This is a genomic window from Salinarchaeum laminariae (assembly GCF_023204835.1).
Lineage (GTDB): Archaea > Halobacteriota > Halobacteria > Halobacteriales > Salinarchaeaceae > Salinarchaeum > Salinarchaeum laminariae.
The window spans coordinates 2,997,890-3,014,129 of the sequence record NZ_CP096270.1 but is presented as its reverse complement, the minus strand read 5'-3'; the positions used below and the strand labels follow the sequence as shown (position 1 = coordinate 3,014,129).

At 59.1% G+C, this 16,240-nt stretch carries 17 protein-coding genes and 5 pseudogenes; 13 read left to right on the top strand and 9 right to left on the bottom strand.

The genetic code is table 11. From position 1 onward, the window contains the following. The first annotated feature begins 19 nt into the window (after positions 1–19). From MXF70_RS14355 to MXF70_RS14350, 3 genes and pseudogenes are all read left to right on the top strand, one after another. Entirely contained in the window at positions 20–1,030 is a 1,011-nt protein-coding gene (locus MXF70_RS14355; protein ID WP_248516349.1) for a Cdc6/Cdc18 family protein, read from the top strand. Positions 1,031–1,129: 99 nt separating this feature from the next. Then, positions 1,130–1,210 (top strand): annotated as a pseudogene (locus MXF70_RS15525) (ADP-ribosylglycohydrolase family protein); the annotation flags it as partial. Between the two features lie 265 nt (positions 1,211–1,475). Further along, complete coding sequence (locus MXF70_RS14350) at positions 1,476–2,855, top strand: PD-(D/E)XK nuclease family protein (RefSeq protein WP_248516348.1); 1,380 nt, start codon at positions 1,476–1,478, stop codon at positions 2,853–2,855. 194 nt (positions 2,856–3,049) lie between these two features. On the opposite strand, the gene MXF70_RS14345 is transcribed toward MXF70_RS14350, so the two are convergent. Continuing rightward, entirely contained in the window at positions 3,050–3,445 is a 396-nt protein-coding gene (locus MXF70_RS14345; RefSeq protein ID WP_248516347.1) for a MarR family transcriptional regulator, read from the bottom strand. 107 nt (positions 3,446–3,552) lie between these two features. Here MXF70_RS14345 and MXF70_RS14340 point away from each other — a divergent pair, with 107 nt between their 5' ends. The 6 genes and pseudogenes from MXF70_RS14340 to MXF70_RS14315 all read left to right on the top strand — a co-directional run bounded on the left by MXF70_RS14340 (position 3,553) and on the right by MXF70_RS14315 (position 6,553). Further along, the gene (locus MXF70_RS14340; RefSeq protein WP_248516346.1) at positions 3,553–3,855 is read left to right on the top strand and encodes a hypothetical protein; all 303 of its coding nucleotides are present in this window, start codon (positions 3,553–3,555) and stop codon (positions 3,853–3,855) included. Between the two features lie 269 nt (positions 3,856–4,124). After that, complete coding sequence (locus MXF70_RS14335; protein WP_248516345.1) at positions 4,125–4,670, top strand: hypothetical protein; 546 nt, start codon at positions 4,125–4,127, stop codon at positions 4,668–4,670. Between the two features lie 73 nt (positions 4,671–4,743). Continuing rightward, positions 4,744–5,034, top strand: coding sequence for a DUF8069 family protein (locus MXF70_RS14330; RefSeq protein ID WP_248516344.1), 291 nt, complete (start codon positions 4,744–4,746; stop codon positions 5,032–5,034). Next, a pseudogene (locus tag MXF70_RS15475) lies at positions 5,034–5,293 on the top strand (DUF7558 family protein); the annotation flags it as partial. The gene MXF70_RS14330 and the pseudogene MXF70_RS15475, both read left to right, overlap by 1 nt. Before the next feature lie 124 nt (positions 5,294–5,417). Further along, the gene (locus tag MXF70_RS14320; protein ID WP_248516343.1) at positions 5,418–6,017 is read left to right on the top strand and encodes a DUF7437 domain-containing protein; all 600 of its coding nucleotides are present in this window, start codon (positions 5,418–5,420) and stop codon (positions 6,015–6,017) included. Then, complete coding sequence (locus MXF70_RS14315; RefSeq protein ID WP_248516342.1) at positions 6,014–6,553, top strand: PIN domain-containing protein; 540 nt, start codon at positions 6,014–6,016, stop codon at positions 6,551–6,553. The genes MXF70_RS14320 and MXF70_RS14315 overlap by 4 nt, the downstream gene beginning before the upstream one ends. A gap of 274 nt (positions 6,554–6,827) precedes the next feature. Here the strand turns inward: MXF70_RS14315 and MXF70_RS14310 are convergent, their stop codons facing one another. After that, a complete protein-coding gene (locus MXF70_RS14310; protein WP_248516341.1) occupies positions 6,828–7,589 on the bottom strand; it encodes a CBS domain-containing protein in 762 nt (253 codons plus the stop codon). 240 nt (positions 7,590–7,829) lie between these two features. Between MXF70_RS14310 and MXF70_RS15470 the strand changes: the two are divergent. Further along, positions 7,830–8,476: pseudogene (locus MXF70_RS15470) on the top strand (DNA-binding protein); the annotation flags it as partial. A 306-nt stretch (positions 8,477–8,782) separates the two neighbouring features. Here MXF70_RS15470 and MXF70_RS14300 read toward each other — a convergent pair. Both MXF70_RS14300 and MXF70_RS14295 read right to left on the bottom strand, forming a co-directional pair. Continuing rightward, positions 8,783–9,100 carry a DUF7521 family protein gene (locus MXF70_RS14300; protein ID WP_248516339.1) on the bottom strand — a complete coding sequence of 106 codons (318 nt, stop codon included), beginning with the start codon at positions 9,098–9,100 and terminating at the stop codon, positions 8,783–8,785. Further along, positions 9,097–9,450 (bottom strand): winged helix-turn-helix domain-containing protein, encoded by a 354-nt coding sequence (locus tag MXF70_RS14295; protein WP_248516338.1) that lies wholly within the window; start codon positions 9,448–9,450, stop codon positions 9,097–9,099. The genes MXF70_RS14300 and MXF70_RS14295 overlap by 4 nt, the downstream gene beginning before the upstream one ends. Before the next feature lie 98 nt (positions 9,451–9,548). On the opposite strand from MXF70_RS14295, the gene MXF70_RS14290 reads away from it, so the two are divergent. After that, positions 9,549–9,737, top strand: a complete 189-nt coding sequence (locus MXF70_RS14290; protein WP_248516337.1) for a multidrug transporter — start codon at positions 9,549–9,551, stop codon at positions 9,735–9,737. A gap of 175 nt (positions 9,738–9,912) precedes the next feature. Here the strand turns inward: MXF70_RS14290 and MXF70_RS14285 are convergent, their stop codons facing one another. Continuing rightward, entirely contained in the window at positions 9,913–11,292 is a 1,380-nt protein-coding gene (locus tag MXF70_RS14285) for a DUF5677 domain-containing protein (protein ID WP_248516336.1), read from the bottom strand. A 128-nt stretch (positions 11,293–11,420) separates the two neighbouring features. Between MXF70_RS14285 and MXF70_RS14280 the strand changes: the two are divergent. Together MXF70_RS14280 and MXF70_RS15465 are read left to right on the top strand one after the other, a co-directional pair. Continuing rightward, positions 11,421–12,331, top strand: a pseudogene (locus MXF70_RS14280) (transcription initiation factor IIB). A 78-nt stretch (positions 12,332–12,409) separates the two neighbouring features. After that, positions 12,410–12,921: pseudogene (locus tag MXF70_RS15465) on the top strand (winged helix-turn-helix domain-containing protein). Positions 12,922–13,233: 312 nt separating this feature from the next. On the opposite strand, the gene MXF70_RS14270 reads toward MXF70_RS15465, so the two are convergent. From MXF70_RS14270 to MXF70_RS14255, 4 genes are all read right to left on the bottom strand, one after another. Continuing rightward, a complete protein-coding gene (locus MXF70_RS14270; RefSeq protein ID WP_248516335.1) occupies positions 13,234–13,551 on the bottom strand; it encodes a hypothetical protein in 318 nt (105 codons plus the stop codon). 354 nt (positions 13,552–13,905) lie between these two features. Next, a complete protein-coding gene (locus MXF70_RS14265; protein WP_248516334.1) occupies positions 13,906–14,394 on the bottom strand; it encodes a hypothetical protein in 489 nt (162 codons plus the stop codon). Positions 14,395–14,411: 17 nt separating this feature from the next. After that, the gene (locus MXF70_RS14260) at positions 14,412–15,101 is read right to left on the bottom strand and encodes a hypothetical protein (RefSeq protein ID WP_248516333.1); all 690 of its coding nucleotides are present in this window, start codon (positions 15,099–15,101) and stop codon (positions 14,412–14,414) included. Positions 15,102–15,954: 853 nt separating this feature from the next. Continuing rightward, a complete protein-coding gene (locus MXF70_RS14255; protein WP_248516332.1) occupies positions 15,955–16,209 on the bottom strand; it encodes a UPF0175 family protein in 255 nt (84 codons plus the stop codon). Positions 16,210–16,240: the final 31 nt, after the last annotated feature.

Here is a 16,240-nt window from a genome sequence, read left to right as displayed (position 1 = left end):
CGGGCACTAACACGCTATAATGATCGAAGACGCCCGATTCCTGCGCGAAGGCTTCGTTCCTCACGAGGTCGTACATCGCGATCCCGAGGTCGAACACCTGTCCGGCGTTCTCGATCCCGTTACGCGCGGTGAACCAGCCGAAACAGCGCTGCTGACCGGTCCGTCCGGTGTCGGGAAGACCTGCATCGCGAAATTCACCACCGACCGGCTCCGTGAGGAACGCCTCGACATTGAAACGCTGTACGTCAACTGCTGGCAGAACTACTCCGCATACCGCACGCTCTACCGGATCCTCGAAGGCCTCGGGGGAAACCTCGACATCCACAGGCAGTCCACGCCGCGCGACGAACTCATCGAACGACTCCGAAACTACACTGGGGAACACTGCGTCCTCGTGCTCGACGAAGTCGATCAACTCCAAGGCAAACGCATCTTGTACGACTTGCATGAATTCTCGCAGTTCTCCATGGTGTTGATCGCGAACAGCGAAAACGAGTTGTTCGCCGACACGGACGCCCGGTTGACGAGCCGCTTGCGAGGCAGCGAGCGTGTCCACTTCGACCGGTACGGTCTCGATGCCCTCGTCGCGATCATGGCCCAACGCGTAGACAAAGGCCTTGCACCGGATACCATCGACCCTTCTTTTCTGGAAACGATCGCCGACGAAGCGGCCGGCGACGCCCGCTTCGCACTCTCGATTCTTCGTAGCGCCGCTCAAGCCGCCGACCGCGACGGTGCCGACGCGATCACCGATGAACGGATCATGAACGCCATCCCGCAAGCCCGCGAAGCAGTCCGGCAGAAAAGTTTGGAGACGCTCACTCCGCACCAGCGAGCAATCTACGACATTATCGAGGAAGCCGGCACCATCGAGCCGCCCGACTTGTACGACGCGTACCGTGACCGCGTTGATGACGCAAAAACCGACCGGACCGTTCGAAACTACCTCTCCAAAATGGAGCAGTACAACCTGATCGACGCCGAGGGAACCAGTCGCGACCGCATCTATCAATTAGCTAGGGCCCAGTGACGACTGCTACAACCACGAAGCTTAGCGGACGCTTGTCTCGGCCGTATGGTGGTTGGCTCCAAGGTAGTACCTATCCGGGCCCGCGCCATCAACTCCTGCATGACAACACAGCGCGCCAAAGGGGTGCTGCTCGGTCTGGCGTGTGGCGACGCGCTCGGCTGGCCAGTCGAGTTCGATTCGCTCAGAGATCGTCGGTGCTCCGCTAAGAATCGGCTTCAGAGCCACAGAAAGACTGCCGCTCCAAATAAGTCCGAACTCGCCAGTAGCAGGCACCCGGCCAGGGTATTAGAGTAACACACTGCCGTGGCACCCTCTCCGGGCACGAAGCACCTCGAAGCGAAGTCTGCGATACAGTTTCATTATGACCTGTATAACTGTTACTCTGGCCGGTTTCTTTACGTTGGGTGGAAGGTAGATTGAACGGCGATTCAGGAATGGACTTGATATGACTGAGTACGCCCCTGAGTTAGAAGCCGAGGAATTGGAAGACTTCATCGAGGCGTACATGGAACTTGACCGAACTGTAGAACGCCCCGTGAGCCTCTTCTCAATACTCCCCGGGTCAAGAGAGGCGAGCTACCAATACACGCTGCAGTACTTTCTGGACCCGCAGAAACCACACGGGTTTCGATACACACTTCTCAAAACGTTCTTTGAAAGCATCGAATTCCACGAATTCAATCTCACCGGCCAGCACATCGAAATTGAGGAGGAAGTCGGTATCGTCGACGACGAATCGGGCGGACGAATCGATCTCGTTATCGCCGGCGGCAGCTCCTTGAGCGACCACCCTCGGTGGGCGGTGTTTCTGGAGTTGAAAGTCGGCGCCGAAGAAGGCCATGGACAAACGAGGAAATACGCTAAGACGGACAAGTGGAGGTTCAGCTGGTTTGATTCGGACGAACTGATCGTCGACCGATTAGATGACACCGAGTACCTCTACGTGAAACGCGACACCGCTCCACCACCTTCAGATAAGACGTTCGAACCGGTCGCCTGGGCTGATATCGTCGAGAGCTTTGAAGCAGAGATCGACGACGCCATCTTCGACTACCCCAACCGGAGCGTTATTCAGTTCACAGATTTCATTCAGTCGCTGAAACAAACCGAGAACATGGACTCATCTATCGACGAAGACGAACTGAACGAGCGACTCACCCTGTACTTCGAGCACAGAAACCTCATCCAGCAGGTCGAAAAGGCAAACAGTCAGTTCGAGAGTGATTTCGAAGAACTGAGCACTTATCTGACGAATAGCTGGGAGGGGAAACTTACCCAGAAGTACGATTTCCAGACCTCTGGATGGACGACCTCACCGTCCAGTAACGCCAAGTGGCAAGGCATCCTCCCCGAGTACTGGCAGCAAGACCCGCTCAACCAGTCGAGTACCATCAAACTGTACTTCCGGCATGCACCGACGACCGATTCTCTCCGGAATCGAACCCTCTCCGTCCGGCTTCGGCTACCACCAGCACGGAATGTACACAACGAAGAGCATCATGCTGGCAGGTCGTTTAACTCTGTGTTCACTGAGAAATGCACCGACGACTATGCTGAGCGGCTAAGCGCCGCGATCAATTCCATCGGCGCAGATGAACATCGACTGGGAAGCGCCTCTGCACTCGTAACGAAAAAATACCAACTGGACCCACACAATCTGGCCGAATCGTACTTCCAACAGCTCGATACGGCCGTTAATGAATTCTGCAGTAGTGAGAATGACCTCCTGTACACGATCAACGACGTATTCGAAGAGACATATCGGGAGGTGTTCCGGGAAGGGCCTGCAGGCGAGTTCCCAGGGTATCTACCTGACCGGGAGTAGAAATCACACTGTCTGGCATTCGTAGTTTCGTATCGCAGATCACCCGGAGAGCCCCTCCCCGGCCTACTCACTTTGTCACGGGTCTGGTGGACCGACCCGAAAGTACTCACCTGCTGTCGGCTCGATACGCACCGTGACCCTGTGGGAGAAGTATTGTTGCTGTCAAAACTTCTCAAAGTGGCGGCCTGATTGGGCTACTGCTCGCGGTCGAGTGACGCTTCTAACGCTTCAAGCTCGGCCTCGAGTTCGTCTTCATCGACCTGGTCTGGTACCACACCGGCGTCTTCCGGTTCGCCTCGTTCAGCGAACATTCGGTGGAGTTGCTCGAGTGAGGTGACGTACCGCCTGAGATCGTCGCGCTGGTCGAGTGCGTGGTAGTGACTGTCGCTCGTTTTCCCGATGTACCCCTGCTCGTGAAGGCGTTTCAGCGTCGTTGTCGCGGTTCCTCGCGGGGTATCGAGTGCGTCTCTGATCTCGGCTGGCCGGTATCCGTACTCGGGGTTGCTGTAGAGGAACGCCACGAAGTCAGATTCCGTGGTGCCCGGCGTGAGCTCGACGTCGGGTTCGTGCTCGTCGAGGCGAACCGGCATTGTGTAGCCGATTGTAGCCAGTTGTGCTTAGTTGTTGCTTCCCCTACCGAAGGTTCCCCGAGCAACGTCGAAGCCTTCGAAGCGGACTGGTCGCGACATCGGAGGCGATGGGTGTTGCTCGCTGGGCCGTCCTGGAGCTTGGCTACGCCCTCCAGAGCATCGCGTCGACCGGCGGCAATCGGCGTGCAGCGACACGCTATGCCGGCACAGCTGCCGGCGTCGCGGCCGCGACAATGCTCATCATGTCGAGCGAGCCAGTACCGTCGATCGACGTTGATCTCCTGACCCTTGGTCCCGTGCTCTTCGGCGTGTGCTTTGCTATCTACATCGTCCACGGCGAGAACGACCGCTGGCGGTTGCCGGGAGCCCCGTCGGCGAGGAACTCATCACTCAGCACATTCGGCCGGTAGTCTCGCTAGTGGGCGCAGGTGAGAGGCGACAGCCAACGAGCCGGATACGTTCACCGTGAAACTGGTTCGAGAACTCCACACTCAATAGCTCACAACCTCACCCAACACGTTGGCGACTCTCGGTGCGGTGTTGGGTCACGACGTCACTAGAATCCCTCTCCATTACCCTCTCTCCGCGCCGTTCCTCGAGGGTGTATAGTCTGGCGAGCAGTCGGTCCGAGCGTCCATTGCGACGGGGTTTATCGGGGCTCTGTCCGTCGAGCGACAGTATGGTGGTCGTTGAGCACGTCACCCGATTGAGCGAGCGCCGCACCCAGACCTCTTCAGAGACATTTCCCGAACCCGCCCTGGAAGCGATTCATTCAGCTGTCGAAGCCGTTCCGGTAACTGTCTTCGAGGACACGTCGAAGCACAACGAAATCGGTGCGTTCGACGCCGCGATTGCCGATAACCTCCCGCAGTACGAGTATGAAGGGGACGCCGCCGGTGGCTACAACCCCAACTGCAAGCTCTGGTCGCATCAGGGATTCAACTACAGCGTTGACCTCTACGACGCCACTGACCGCATCGCCATCGAGGTAGAAAAGAGCGAGCGGAAGAACGTCAGCGACGACCTGCTCAAATTCCAGAAAGGGTACCGGACACAGAAGGATAGCCGGCCGAAAATCGAGTTCGGCTGCCTCATCGTCCCGGTGAACTATCTGGGGCGGCACAACCTCTATCAGCACAGCCTGACCAAGCTCGACTTCATGAAAGGCGTCCTGTTCATCGACGACGTCGCCGTCATCGGCTATCGCGATCCTCGACCTGACTGACGCCCTCCGACTGGTCTGTTTGGCGGCGCCGGGAGGCGTGCAGCGCGCGACAGCGTGCGCAGCGTGGTTCATCATGCCTGGTCCCGATCCGCACGACGACACGAGTGCCGACCACGAACAACTCGAGACCGAACTCCTCGCACAGGACCGCGACGCCGCGAGCGTCGCGACCGCGGACGTCGACGACGCGACGGCCCGGAGCCTGGTTGACGACCTCATCGACGCGGACGTCGTCACTCCGGTTCCTGAGGACCAAGTTCTGGTTCACGAGCCGAGTGGCACTACCTTCGACTCGGCGACGCAGCTGGCCGTCTTCCATCGTGGCTGGACGGCCGGCCGCGAGGCCGACGCGGAGAGCGAGTGATGCAGCAGACGCTCACCGGGTGTGCGTTCTGTGACGCGCCACCTGGCACCAAGGTGGGCGAGGCGCATACCTGGGGCGAAGACGAGCGGGTCACCCACCCGATCTGCGTCGACTGCGCGATCCAAACGGAACCGGATCCCAACGAGCGCGATCACTCGCCTGCGACAGCTGTGGGCTCGTCGTCGACGCGCTCGCGGCGCTGACGCGCTTCCGCGTCGAACTCGGTCATCTCGAAGGCCCGGTGCAGCTGTGCGAGCGCTGTAGCCCAGGTGGCCTGGCGACGTACTGGACGCGCGACCTCGAGGAGCACCTCGTCAGAACGCCGGCGGAGTGACCCAAACACTCTTTACTGTTTCGCTGTAAACTGTAATCAAGAACGGCCCGTGTCACGCACTTCAGATCGCGCCGACGGCGACATCGTCCGGGACTTCCTCTCGGTCGCGGACCTGCTGGAGGAGCCACAGCTCGCTCAGCTGTACGCCTACCTCGCTCGTGAGGGTGAGGCGACCGTCCAGGACGTGATGGACAACCTCGAGCTCGCACAGGGAACGGCCTACAGCTACGTCAATCGGCTCGTCGACGCCGGCGTCGTCGACGTCACCGACGACGAACAGCCCCGTCGGTACGCCGCCCGAGATATCGACCTGACCGTGACGACGGCCGCCGGCGACCGCGAGTACACGATCACGCCGGCGCTCATCGACGCCGTCGGCCGCCGGGAGACGAACGCCGACATCGACACCTACATCGACCGCCACGGCGTCGCCGGCCTCGCGACCGCGCTCACCTACGCGGTCGCTCGCGAACGCGGTGAGGTGACCCACCGGCTGATGGCCGACGACCTCGATATCTCCCCGCTGGCCGCGGAGATGATCCTCCAGGCGCTCCGGCCCGTCGTCCACGAGCACTATGACATCGAGGAAGCGGGGGCGGGACTCGACGAGTTGGATATCGACGACGGCGACGCGGCTGACGACGCGTGAGCCGGCTCCACATCGCCGATACCGGGCTGTTCGTCGCGATGGGACAGCCGAGGAACAGTCGCTACCAAGCAGTGCGCCGATTCGCTCGCCGGAACGACGTCACCTTCGTCCTCCCCGAGCGAGTGTACGAGGAGTTGACCGTCGACGACCCCGACGTCGAGGAGTTGACCGTCGACGACCCCGACGTCGAGGAGGTCCCGGTCGACGCCGCGATCGACGAGGGCTGGGCGACGGTGGCGGCGCCGCTCGAGTTCTCCGAGCCCATCGTGTCTCGGGTGATGGACGGCGTCCAGCGGTACATCGCGAACGCTGACGACCGTCCTGCCGACGAGGTTGAACGGGCGGACGCTGCGCTCGCCGCACTGGCTGCCCAAGAGCTCAGCGCGGGGACGGCCACCGAGGTGTACATCTACACGACCGATATCGCGGCCGGCGAAGGCGCTGAAACCGTGCTCGCCAGCGAGGGGTACGGTGACTCGGTGACGTTCGTGAACGGCTTCCGGTTCATCGAGGAGCTGCGTTCCACCGGTCACTAACGGGTACTGAGCTTCGATCGACCGTCCACGACACCTCGAAAGCCCTCGGCCGCTCGACGTCTCGCGACCGCCGCTACGCGCCTCGTCCCTGCGGTGCTTGTGGGGTCGGGGGACGACCGAGACGGCCTCGCCCTTTCTGAGTCCACCAGAACGCGAATGGCTGCGCCGAGCGGTGGAACCAGTTGGACAGGTGTGTACGTACCGGGCCGCCCCGCTCCCCGCTGCCGCCCTCCACGTCGCTCGCGACCGACCATCGATTCTCAGCAAAGAGAGGTTATGACGATGGGGTTCGAGATATTCGGTCTGCAAAATAGCTATGAGCAAAATTCAAGAGCGCCTCATCAACATCCGGATTATGACCTTCGGATCGGAAATGGAAGATCTGATTGCGGACATCCCCGACCTCATTGATTAGTCGACGAACGAAGTCGCCGTTCTCTTCAAAGTACGACTCAAACTGGGGCCAATTCTGACACATGAACTGTGGGTAATGGCCGAAACTACAGTCGGTCAGCCCCACGGGCGTCCGGATATCCTTATCTTGGTAGAAGTTTTGCAGTTCAGTATCGAGATCATCGGTAAACGCTTCTTGGAGGAGCGTTCTAATCGCGATTTCGATGTCCTCAATCATCAGAAAGGGTTCGATCGAGTCCCGGAGATAATGAAGAAGATCGTAGTTCGTGAGAATCTGCAACGACTCTTGGTCGGGATCATCAACCAGCACATACGGATCTTCGGCCAACAAGTCAAAGAGGAGGACGAGATCTGCCGTGGGCTTCACCACGGGTTCGACATCTTCGGTAGCGATCTGTACCGTTCGCCCGGGGAGATTCTTATCAGCCCCCAACTTACGTAGTATGGACAGCACTCGTGAGATTGATCGATAGGACACCATCCCGATCAGTTCCCCGCCACGTTCGACGCCCAATTGAGAATAGTCCTTTTCGAACATTATCTCAATCGCAGAAATCAGGTTGTCCTGAGAATCAACCGAGGCAAGTTCGTAGCTCGGGACATCAGCCACGGTTCGAACCATACACCGTTGAGAACGTGCGTCGCTAATGAAACCTCGTGTGACCATCCTTGGGGAAATGAATTGGTCCGGATACTCTGCGTTGTTTATAGGCGCCAGCAAAGGGTGCAGGCGCAGTCGGTCATGCCTGTACTTGACGAGGTGATTCGAAATGTGCCATCACCGTCAGCGACAGGTGTATAGTCAGCTGGAGGGACGATGATCGATGTTGGTTGAACTCAACGGATCGAAGAGGCGGAGGCCGAACTGGAGGAGCGCATTCAAGCGCGGGAAGCCGAACTGGAGCGCATCAGTGCCCAGGCCGAACTCGGTACGCAGGACGATCGCGAGCAGCGCACGCGTGAGGTCATCAGCGAGCTATGTGGCCGTGACGAGCCGGCGTCGACGGAGCGCACGATCCCTGAGAGGAGCTGACGCAAAACGAACTCGCGGCGGTGAACAAGCAGACGATGCGGATCACCGACGAAGTGCAGGGCGGCTGGTCGAGAGCGGTCGTCGCGAAGCAGCTGGCCGAGAAGGTGGCGCGCGGCCGGGACGTCACGAAGGCGGTGCTCGAGACGCTATAGGAGGTGAAGGCCGCGCCGCGGGCAATCGTGCCCATCGCGGATGTGCCGGACGTCCCGGTCGGTGAGGTGACGATCCAGGGTGAAATCACGCAACTCTGGGATCCGAGCGACACCTCGATTTCTCAGGTCGGGCTGATCGAGGACGATAGCGGGAAAATCAAGCTCACCATCTGGGAGGCATCCCGGAAGACGGTGGTGAGCGAGGGTGAGACGGTCCGGTTCCGGGCCGTGAAGAAGAACTGGTATGAAGGACGGTGCTCAATCGCGCTGACCGGGTGGTCGGACATCCACTTCCCAGAGCGTGGCCGCTGGTGGGAAGCATAGCCAGCTGACGCACACTTCTTTTTATTGTGTGCCGGGCCGACCCAGACCCCACCACCCCACCCTCCGCTCCGTGCTCGCTCCCGATGGTCGCTGCGCGCGCAGCCACGACCATTCACGTGTACTTCCGTGTTCACTAGATTGTATCGCTAAGCGATTTTTGTGAGCCTATCGATCGGTGGATAGTCGCAGGTGGCCTTCGAACTGGCCTCTGACACTCTCGCACTACTTACCCCTGTTCCCTTTCGCTTTCAACCTACGCGAAAGATTCATCGTGCGTTTGTATCGACATGACCACCTAGTACCCCGTTACGAGTTGCGTTGGAGATAGGGCATCCGCAAGCCGTACAGAATACATAGGAGACCGGCAATCTGGCTGATCTCCCCCAGCATTCCATACACGAATGGACCGACGAGTGGGACGAGATACGGACCGGCGACGAGGAGCACCGGCGTCCAGAAGACGAGGAAAAACCCAACAGCGATGAACAGCATCGGTCGTCGTCGGCTCTGCCAGTACCCACGCAGCGCGAGATACCCCACCGCAAGTCCGAGAAGCGTCGACGTGATCGTGAGGACGAACGCGATCTGGGACTGGAGACTCGGACTCACCTGGAGCGGGATCATCGGTCACGCACCTCGTCGACGAACTGCGTGAAGCGAGCGGCCATCCGCTCGCGGAGTGAGAGTTCGAGCGTGAATCCATCCGACGTCAGTTCGATGATGACGCGGTCGAGCGTCGCAGTGTACACGTTGTAGTGATGGCCGTCGTCGTCTAGTTCGAGGTCTTCGGTAACCATGCCGTATTCGATCAGGTCCTCCAATCGCCGGTAGACGGTCTGTGGCGAGACGTCACAGGCGTCGCTCAGTTCGTCCGCAGACATCGGTTCAGTGGTTGTTTCGATGAGTATCTGCTGGGTTGTCTCGTCGGCCAGTAGCGCACCGATCTCACGGACGTCCTCATCCACGTGTTCCATGCAGTCTTCCCCAGCTATCAAGATAAACCGGATCCCACAGTTCCACGTCTTGGAGCCGTGACATTCCTGTTTATACTATGGGCTGGTAGTCGTTTCGTATGCTCCCCAAACGCGATAGCTCGACGATCGGCACCATAATCGGCCTCATCGTAGTCGTCATCGCCGTCGGTGGCTCCGTTCTCTTCGACTGGGAATGGGGTGCGTTTCCCAACCAGCCGGTTCCGCTCGTTATCGGCGCGATTGCAGCGATTGCCGCAGTACTCATCACGATTCAACGAAACACGTAGTGGTGGCGGCTTCTTCGGCGGCGGAGTCAATCGAATTCCCAGAGCGCGGTCGGTGGTGGGAAGAGTAGGCGAGCGCGGCGCCGTTCTTTTTTCCTGTGTGCCGGACCGACCCTGACCCCACCGCCCCACCCTCCGCTCCGTGCTCGCTTCGCTGCGCGCGCAGCCACAACCTCGATCACGAATCGACATCGAACTCGGAGAGATCGGCCTCTCGGTAAACCCATTCTTCAAAAGCAGCATCAACCAGTTCTTCGAGGGAGTTGTAACCGGAATTAGTTCGAATCGTTGTGTCAACAGATTCTGGAAGATCGTCTACATCCGTCATCTCATCAAGGTAGATCGGGAGCGCGTTCTCAAACTCCGATTGTGACTCAAACTCGGTCTGTTCACGTACGAATTCGTCGGTGAACAGCACTGTTGCGCCGACGTAGTTTAGAGCAATATCGGTGATATCTTGATCGGCCCACTCCTCCAATCGGTCTCGTTCGTCCTCCTCTAGTTCTTCGGCAGCCGCTGCGAACGCATCTTGGATGTCGCTCACGAGTTTTTCCATACCCTTCATTTCCGCTATATGAGTCGCAGACGACTGCCACTCGATGAACGCAAACGTGATTTGTGCCAAGGAAACCGCCGTTAACTGGCCTGGACGGGCCAACCCTGCGTTCGACGGGCCAGCCAGTAGGAGGTCGGGCTGTTCAACATCGGGAATGTCGATGATACCGAGCCGGTCAAGCGTCCCCTTCGAACCTCCATGAACCGATTCGCTGGCTAACCGGTAATATGGCTGGTAGTGATCCAGATCACCAGCTTCCTGGAGGCCTCTAATCGACGGCCCGCCACCACCTTCGTAGGCGTCTGCCGCCCACCCGGTTCCGTACCCGTTATCGTCGAAATCGGATCCAAACCGCTCTACCAGCTCCACTTTCCCCTCTTCGAGTGACGCCATCGTCTCACCAGCGATCGGTTCCTCATCGAGGTCGTCTGCGTGTTCTTGATACGTCTGAGCGAAGTAGTATTCCCAGAGATATCGGTAGTGCAGAAAACGCTCGGCTGTGTCGGAGCCTGATTGCTTAATGAAGGTAGTAGTGATCGAGAGTTCGTGAAGGGACCGCCAGCGGGCAAAGGCTCCATCAGCAAATCCACCTTTGAGCAGGTGGTGGATCTCCATCCCGATCTGTACTGCCCGCGCGTGAAGTCGAGTCAGAGCGTCAAAGACGAAGTCCTGTTCCTGAGCTGCCTGGAGCCGATATTCCGAGTTAATTGCATCACCGGTTTCCTGCGACCAGATAATAAACCGTTCAAGCAGTTCCAAAGGTTCCCCCCAGCGATCTTCGATCCCGCGCTGAAATTCTGCCTTGGTTTCATAGAGCCGTCGCAATCCCTCGTCATCCTCGCGGACCTGCTGGTACATACTATCCCCGACAGCCTCAATGACCTCGCTAGTAGCTTCCGCGATCTCGTCTTCGGTGGTTTCCTCATCGATTTCTCCTTCCTGAAGAAGCTCCAGAAGCTGATCGTGGATTGTCTGAGAAAGTGGGTCAGTATCGCTGGGCATTCTGAGTTACTCTTTCTTGTGTTTCAGCAGAGTAGATGATGGAGCTTTGGGAGCAATTGGAGTTTATTTACCCCTTGATGGGTGAGGGGCGTGCCATACTGGCGGGTTCCCTGAACACGGTGACAACGATGGCAACCAGAGACATCTACGAGAACGGATTCGACGAAGACGTCCGAACGGAATCGAGTGCAAACCAATGCCCCGAGTGCGACGGCCGGGTCACACGAACGCGGTCGAAACGGTCTGCGAGGACTGTGGGCTGGTCATCGACGAGCAGCGTATCGATCACGGGCCGGAATGGCGGGCGTACGACGACGAGTGCGAACGTACGGGCGCACCGCTCACTGCCGCTCGCCACGATCGAGGGCTGTCGACGGAAATCGGTCGTGGAACCGACGCGAAGGGGAACCACATCTCTGGGCAGAAGCGGCAGCGGCTGGCTCGAATGCGCCGTGAGCAGTCCCGTGGCCGCTGGCAGTCGAAAGCGGAACGGAATCTCGCGCACGGGCTGGGCGAAGTCCGCCGGTTGACAAGTGCCCTCGAACTCTCCGATTCGGTCCGCGACCAGGCGTGTCAGCTCTTCCGGAGCGCCCAAGACGAGGATCGCTTCGAGGCAGATCCATCGAGGCCATCGCCGCGGCCAGCGTCTACGGCGCCTGCCGGTGCAACGGTCTCTCACGGTTAGTGGACGACGTCAGCGAGATGGCCCGCGTCGCGGAGTCACGCGTCACGAACGCGTACAAAACGCTGAACGAAGAGCTGGGCAATCCCGCTGAGCCCGTCTCCCCCAGCATGTTCGTGCCGCGCCTCGCCTCGGACCTCGAGTGTCCAGACGAGACCCGACAGCGGGGCCCGAACGCTCGCGGAGCAGGCCGAGGAACGCGGCGTCACGACGGCCGTCCATCCAGCCGGGTTCGCAGCGGCCTGCCTCTACAAAGCAGGGGTAGGGGGGACGCATAGTGCCGTCGTCGACTCCGGGGTCGTCACGCCAACGAGTGTCCGTACGTATCACGAGGCGGTAGAGGGGCAAGTAGCCTGACAATGCTCCTGCACAAGCATCATCGAACGGAATATTTTTCCCAGGAAATTATTTGTTCCTGGGGCGTGTAACCCCAGTATGACCGAGTCGCGGGATGACGTCAACGAGCAGGTCAAAGCAGACTGGAAAGACGACACGACACCGTTCGAACGGGTGTACGAAATCGTCGAACAAACCCACGCCGGGCAGTCAGCAGCCGAGATCGCCGCCCGCGCGCTTGTAAGCGACCCACGGCACGTCGGCACTGCAAGTCGCTCGTGAACACTGGCTTCGCCGAGACGGAACCGGACGGCCAAACAACGCTGTACAAGCGAAACAGCGACCGAGTATTGATGTCCCGGATCCACGAACTTCGTGAGGAAGTCACCCGGCCGGAGTTGCTGGACAGCATCAAGGAGATGAAGACCGAGGTTCGGCGTTATGAAGACCGTCACGACGTAGTATCACCGGAGGAACTCGCCCAGCAACTCGACGCCGAGGAGACGGACGGCTGGGACGACCTCACCGCGTGGCGAACGACGCGGCAGAATCTCGCCGTCGCCCAAGCGGCACTTGCCTACGACGAGGCCAGCCACCAGCTCGCGGTATGAGCGACGACGATCGAGCCGGCGAGTTCGGCCCGATTTATCTCCCGGCGCTCCAACGAATTCGTGATCTCTGGCTCGAACTCGAGCCGTTGGTCGACGCAACGTCCTACGATGACGTCGTTGCACCCACGGAACTGCCGCCGACCGGCGAGACGCCCCAAAATTATCCGCTAACTGCACTAGGGCGGCGTTTGGGTCGTCGAACGCTTCGTGACTCAAGCGACGGACCAGTCCCTCAAGCGGTGAACCAGAAGCGAAGCGTCGACACCCTTGTCGGTCCAACACGACCTGGATCACGCTGACGAGTAACTCTCCTCAATCCTCAATTTCGGATAAGTGGTTCTTGATGTTCGTCGCTACCTCTTTCTCAGATTCTTTGACCGATTCTACTACAACCCTCACAGTTTGTTCCCCCGTGTCGGGGTGGAGGAACGGCTCAGCTACATAGTCGAAATCGGTTAGCAACGTCTCGTTCAACCCTTCCACAGCGTGATCCACAGCCTCCCTGTCATCATGCGCACCGATCAGGAAGTACTCGTCAGCAACTTCAATCTCCCCCTCTAGAATTTCAGACTCATCCGCACGTTCCATCAGCAGATTTTCAAGCTCTTCGTGGCTATCTTTATGTCCCATGTGCTAATTTAGCCGGCATTTATTTAAAATACTTTGGGCTGTACGCGGTTGAATCGAAGTTTCCTCACTAGCAAACCGATTCAGCTAGCCACAACAGCGCTTCACAGTGAGTCGCACTCACACGATCGCTCGAATCACCACTGCCAAGCTCCCCACAGACACACTGACAGGCTCCACAGGACCTTGGTCACCGGTCACTGCCCCTCGATTATTATCTCAGCAAGCAATTCCGCGACTCTCCTCCCAATCCTCGCCAGGATGTGGCACCACGGACCAAACCGAAGCAGGGTCACGGTCCACACACGAACAGCGTCGCCTTCGCACGCTCGAACATACCCAACTCCCGACCGTTCGCTACAACTCCCCAGTCGCCCCGAAAAACGACACGTCACCAGCATCCATATGGAGAAACGAGCGGAACTCCGCAGTCACGAGCTCACTTGATCCACCAGTCACTTTGTACCAGTCAATCAACGATCGCGATCCTGGATCATACTCGATACGGTAAAACGTCCCCTCCTCAGGGACCGTCTCAATAACCTTCTTCCACCGCGAACAATCCACACCCCCGGCTTCAACAACCTCGTATTCAGTGGGTGTCCACATCCTGGTTTCACGCACCTGACGGAACAACGGGTACGAGGGTGACCAGCCGCGCACCGCCACCGAGTTCACAGGAACCGTGCACCGCACCACCTCCAATAACGACTCGTCAGGAGATGACTCGTACAACCCCAGATCGTCATGCGGGCACGACTCTTCCTCCGGGTGCGGATCACCGCCACCCTCCCGGAACCGCCCGCAAACACCACACCGATCCATGCCCGCATCCTCACCAGCCACGTACAAAACCCCTCGTGCTACCGTTGTTCTCCGCGAACCGTCTCCAGATTCACCACACCGTACCCCGCAGTCTCTTGCGTCCGGCGTAACGCGTCCTCCTGCTCACCGAGCACCTCGTCGACCGTCTGAATCGACGTCGGCTGATCACCGCTTGCCAGGCTCATGATGAAGCCACCAAACATGAACAACGCCTGCTCATACCGACGCGGAGCAACGCCCGCACGACTCTCCTGAAAACGCTGCGAAAACCTCCCGTACTCATCCGTGCTCTTGCTTGCCGCCCAGGCCAGTCGCTCGTCTGCACCGCGCAGCCCCCAGAGATACACGTACGCATTCCACACGCGCCGATCGTAAATCGGGAACGTCACAGACGAATCACCAGGTGAACTCGCTCCAAGATGCAGTAGGAAGGCCGGCGTCACAAGCCCGTCCCCATCTATCGGGCCGTTCTCCCGAAGCTGGTCCAACACTTCCCGCACCGCGGCGTCCGGCTCCAAGTCGACGTACCGGTCAATGTCAAGATCATCGATTGCCGGCCGGATATCCTCAAATTCAACGCTGCGATTCAATCCCTTCCACTCCCAGAGACGCTCCGCTTTGTCAACGAGACTTGATTCACCGAGCGCCGCCTCGTACTCCTCATTATCACGCTCGTACACCCGGTACCGTGACGCCCAAAAGTCGACGTTCAACGGCGGTTCATTCATTGAGTCAATTCCCGTACCTCTCTCATATTAGTCTTTGCCGAGTTGATGCTGAGTACTAGTCACCGCCCTCGCCTACGCCGCGTCACTCCGCGCGCCGGCATATCCAATATCTGATCCCCACCGCCCTGCTCGCCGACCCCTTCGCCTTCGAGGGTCACATCGCATCCGGCTCACTCCGCCTTTCATCGGCGTGTGCGCAGACGACCCATATCACTACTGGAACGGCGGGTTCATCGAACCTCGTTCTGCACCCGGCAACGAGTATCTACCCGATCTCATCGGCGAGCAGATCGAATGGGACGGCTTCGAACCCGCGTCAGGAACTGGCCCATGCCGGTCACCCAGCCAAGTACGGGATTCCCGTTGCAGAGACTGGCACGCAATAACGCTGATTCAACCGCCTCGTTCGCGAAGTTTGTTCAGCACTTGCGATTCGACCTTCGGGTGCAGGTTCATCCCTTCGTCTACGAGGTCATACAGGAGGTCCGCTGCCTCGTCGCCTGTCGTCTCTCCATTTTTGGTGCAACTGAGCAACAGTGTCGTCACCCACCAGCACTCAACGCCGTGGCTCCGTGCAACCTCGAGTAGCCCTTGTCGTTGGCGAGGAGAAGTTCCCCACCTGTCTCAGCAAGCAGGATCACTGCCGCGTCGTCCACCGCGGTTCCCTCCATCGACGCTACTTCCTCGGCCCTAGCAGGCGTGTCGTGAGCCGTCACGTCCGCCAGAAATCCCTTGAGCGCAGCGGTCCCAAGATTCCCCTCTGTAAGGACTTACTCCCGAACCGCTTCGGTTGTCCGCCCCTCATTGAAAGCGGTCTCGATGAGATCGAGCCGCCCGACCCGCGCTAACGGAATCAACGCGGACGCGTCGACGACAACCATTTGATGCAGTCGAGGTCCCGCTCGAGATCCTCCGTCGTGTATCCAACGTAGATTCCTTCCTCAGCGGCGAGCGTCAGAAGTTCGACGTACGAGATATCTGCGAGTTCCGACGCCTTCCGCAGCGTGATGCGGTGGTCGATGGGTTGATCGAGTACTCGCTCCTTGCGCCAATCACCGAGGCCCTGCCGGATGGGCCGCCGAAGCACCTCTGACCGATCAGCACTCATCTCCTCTTCCAGCTCAGCAAGTGCCGCTTCG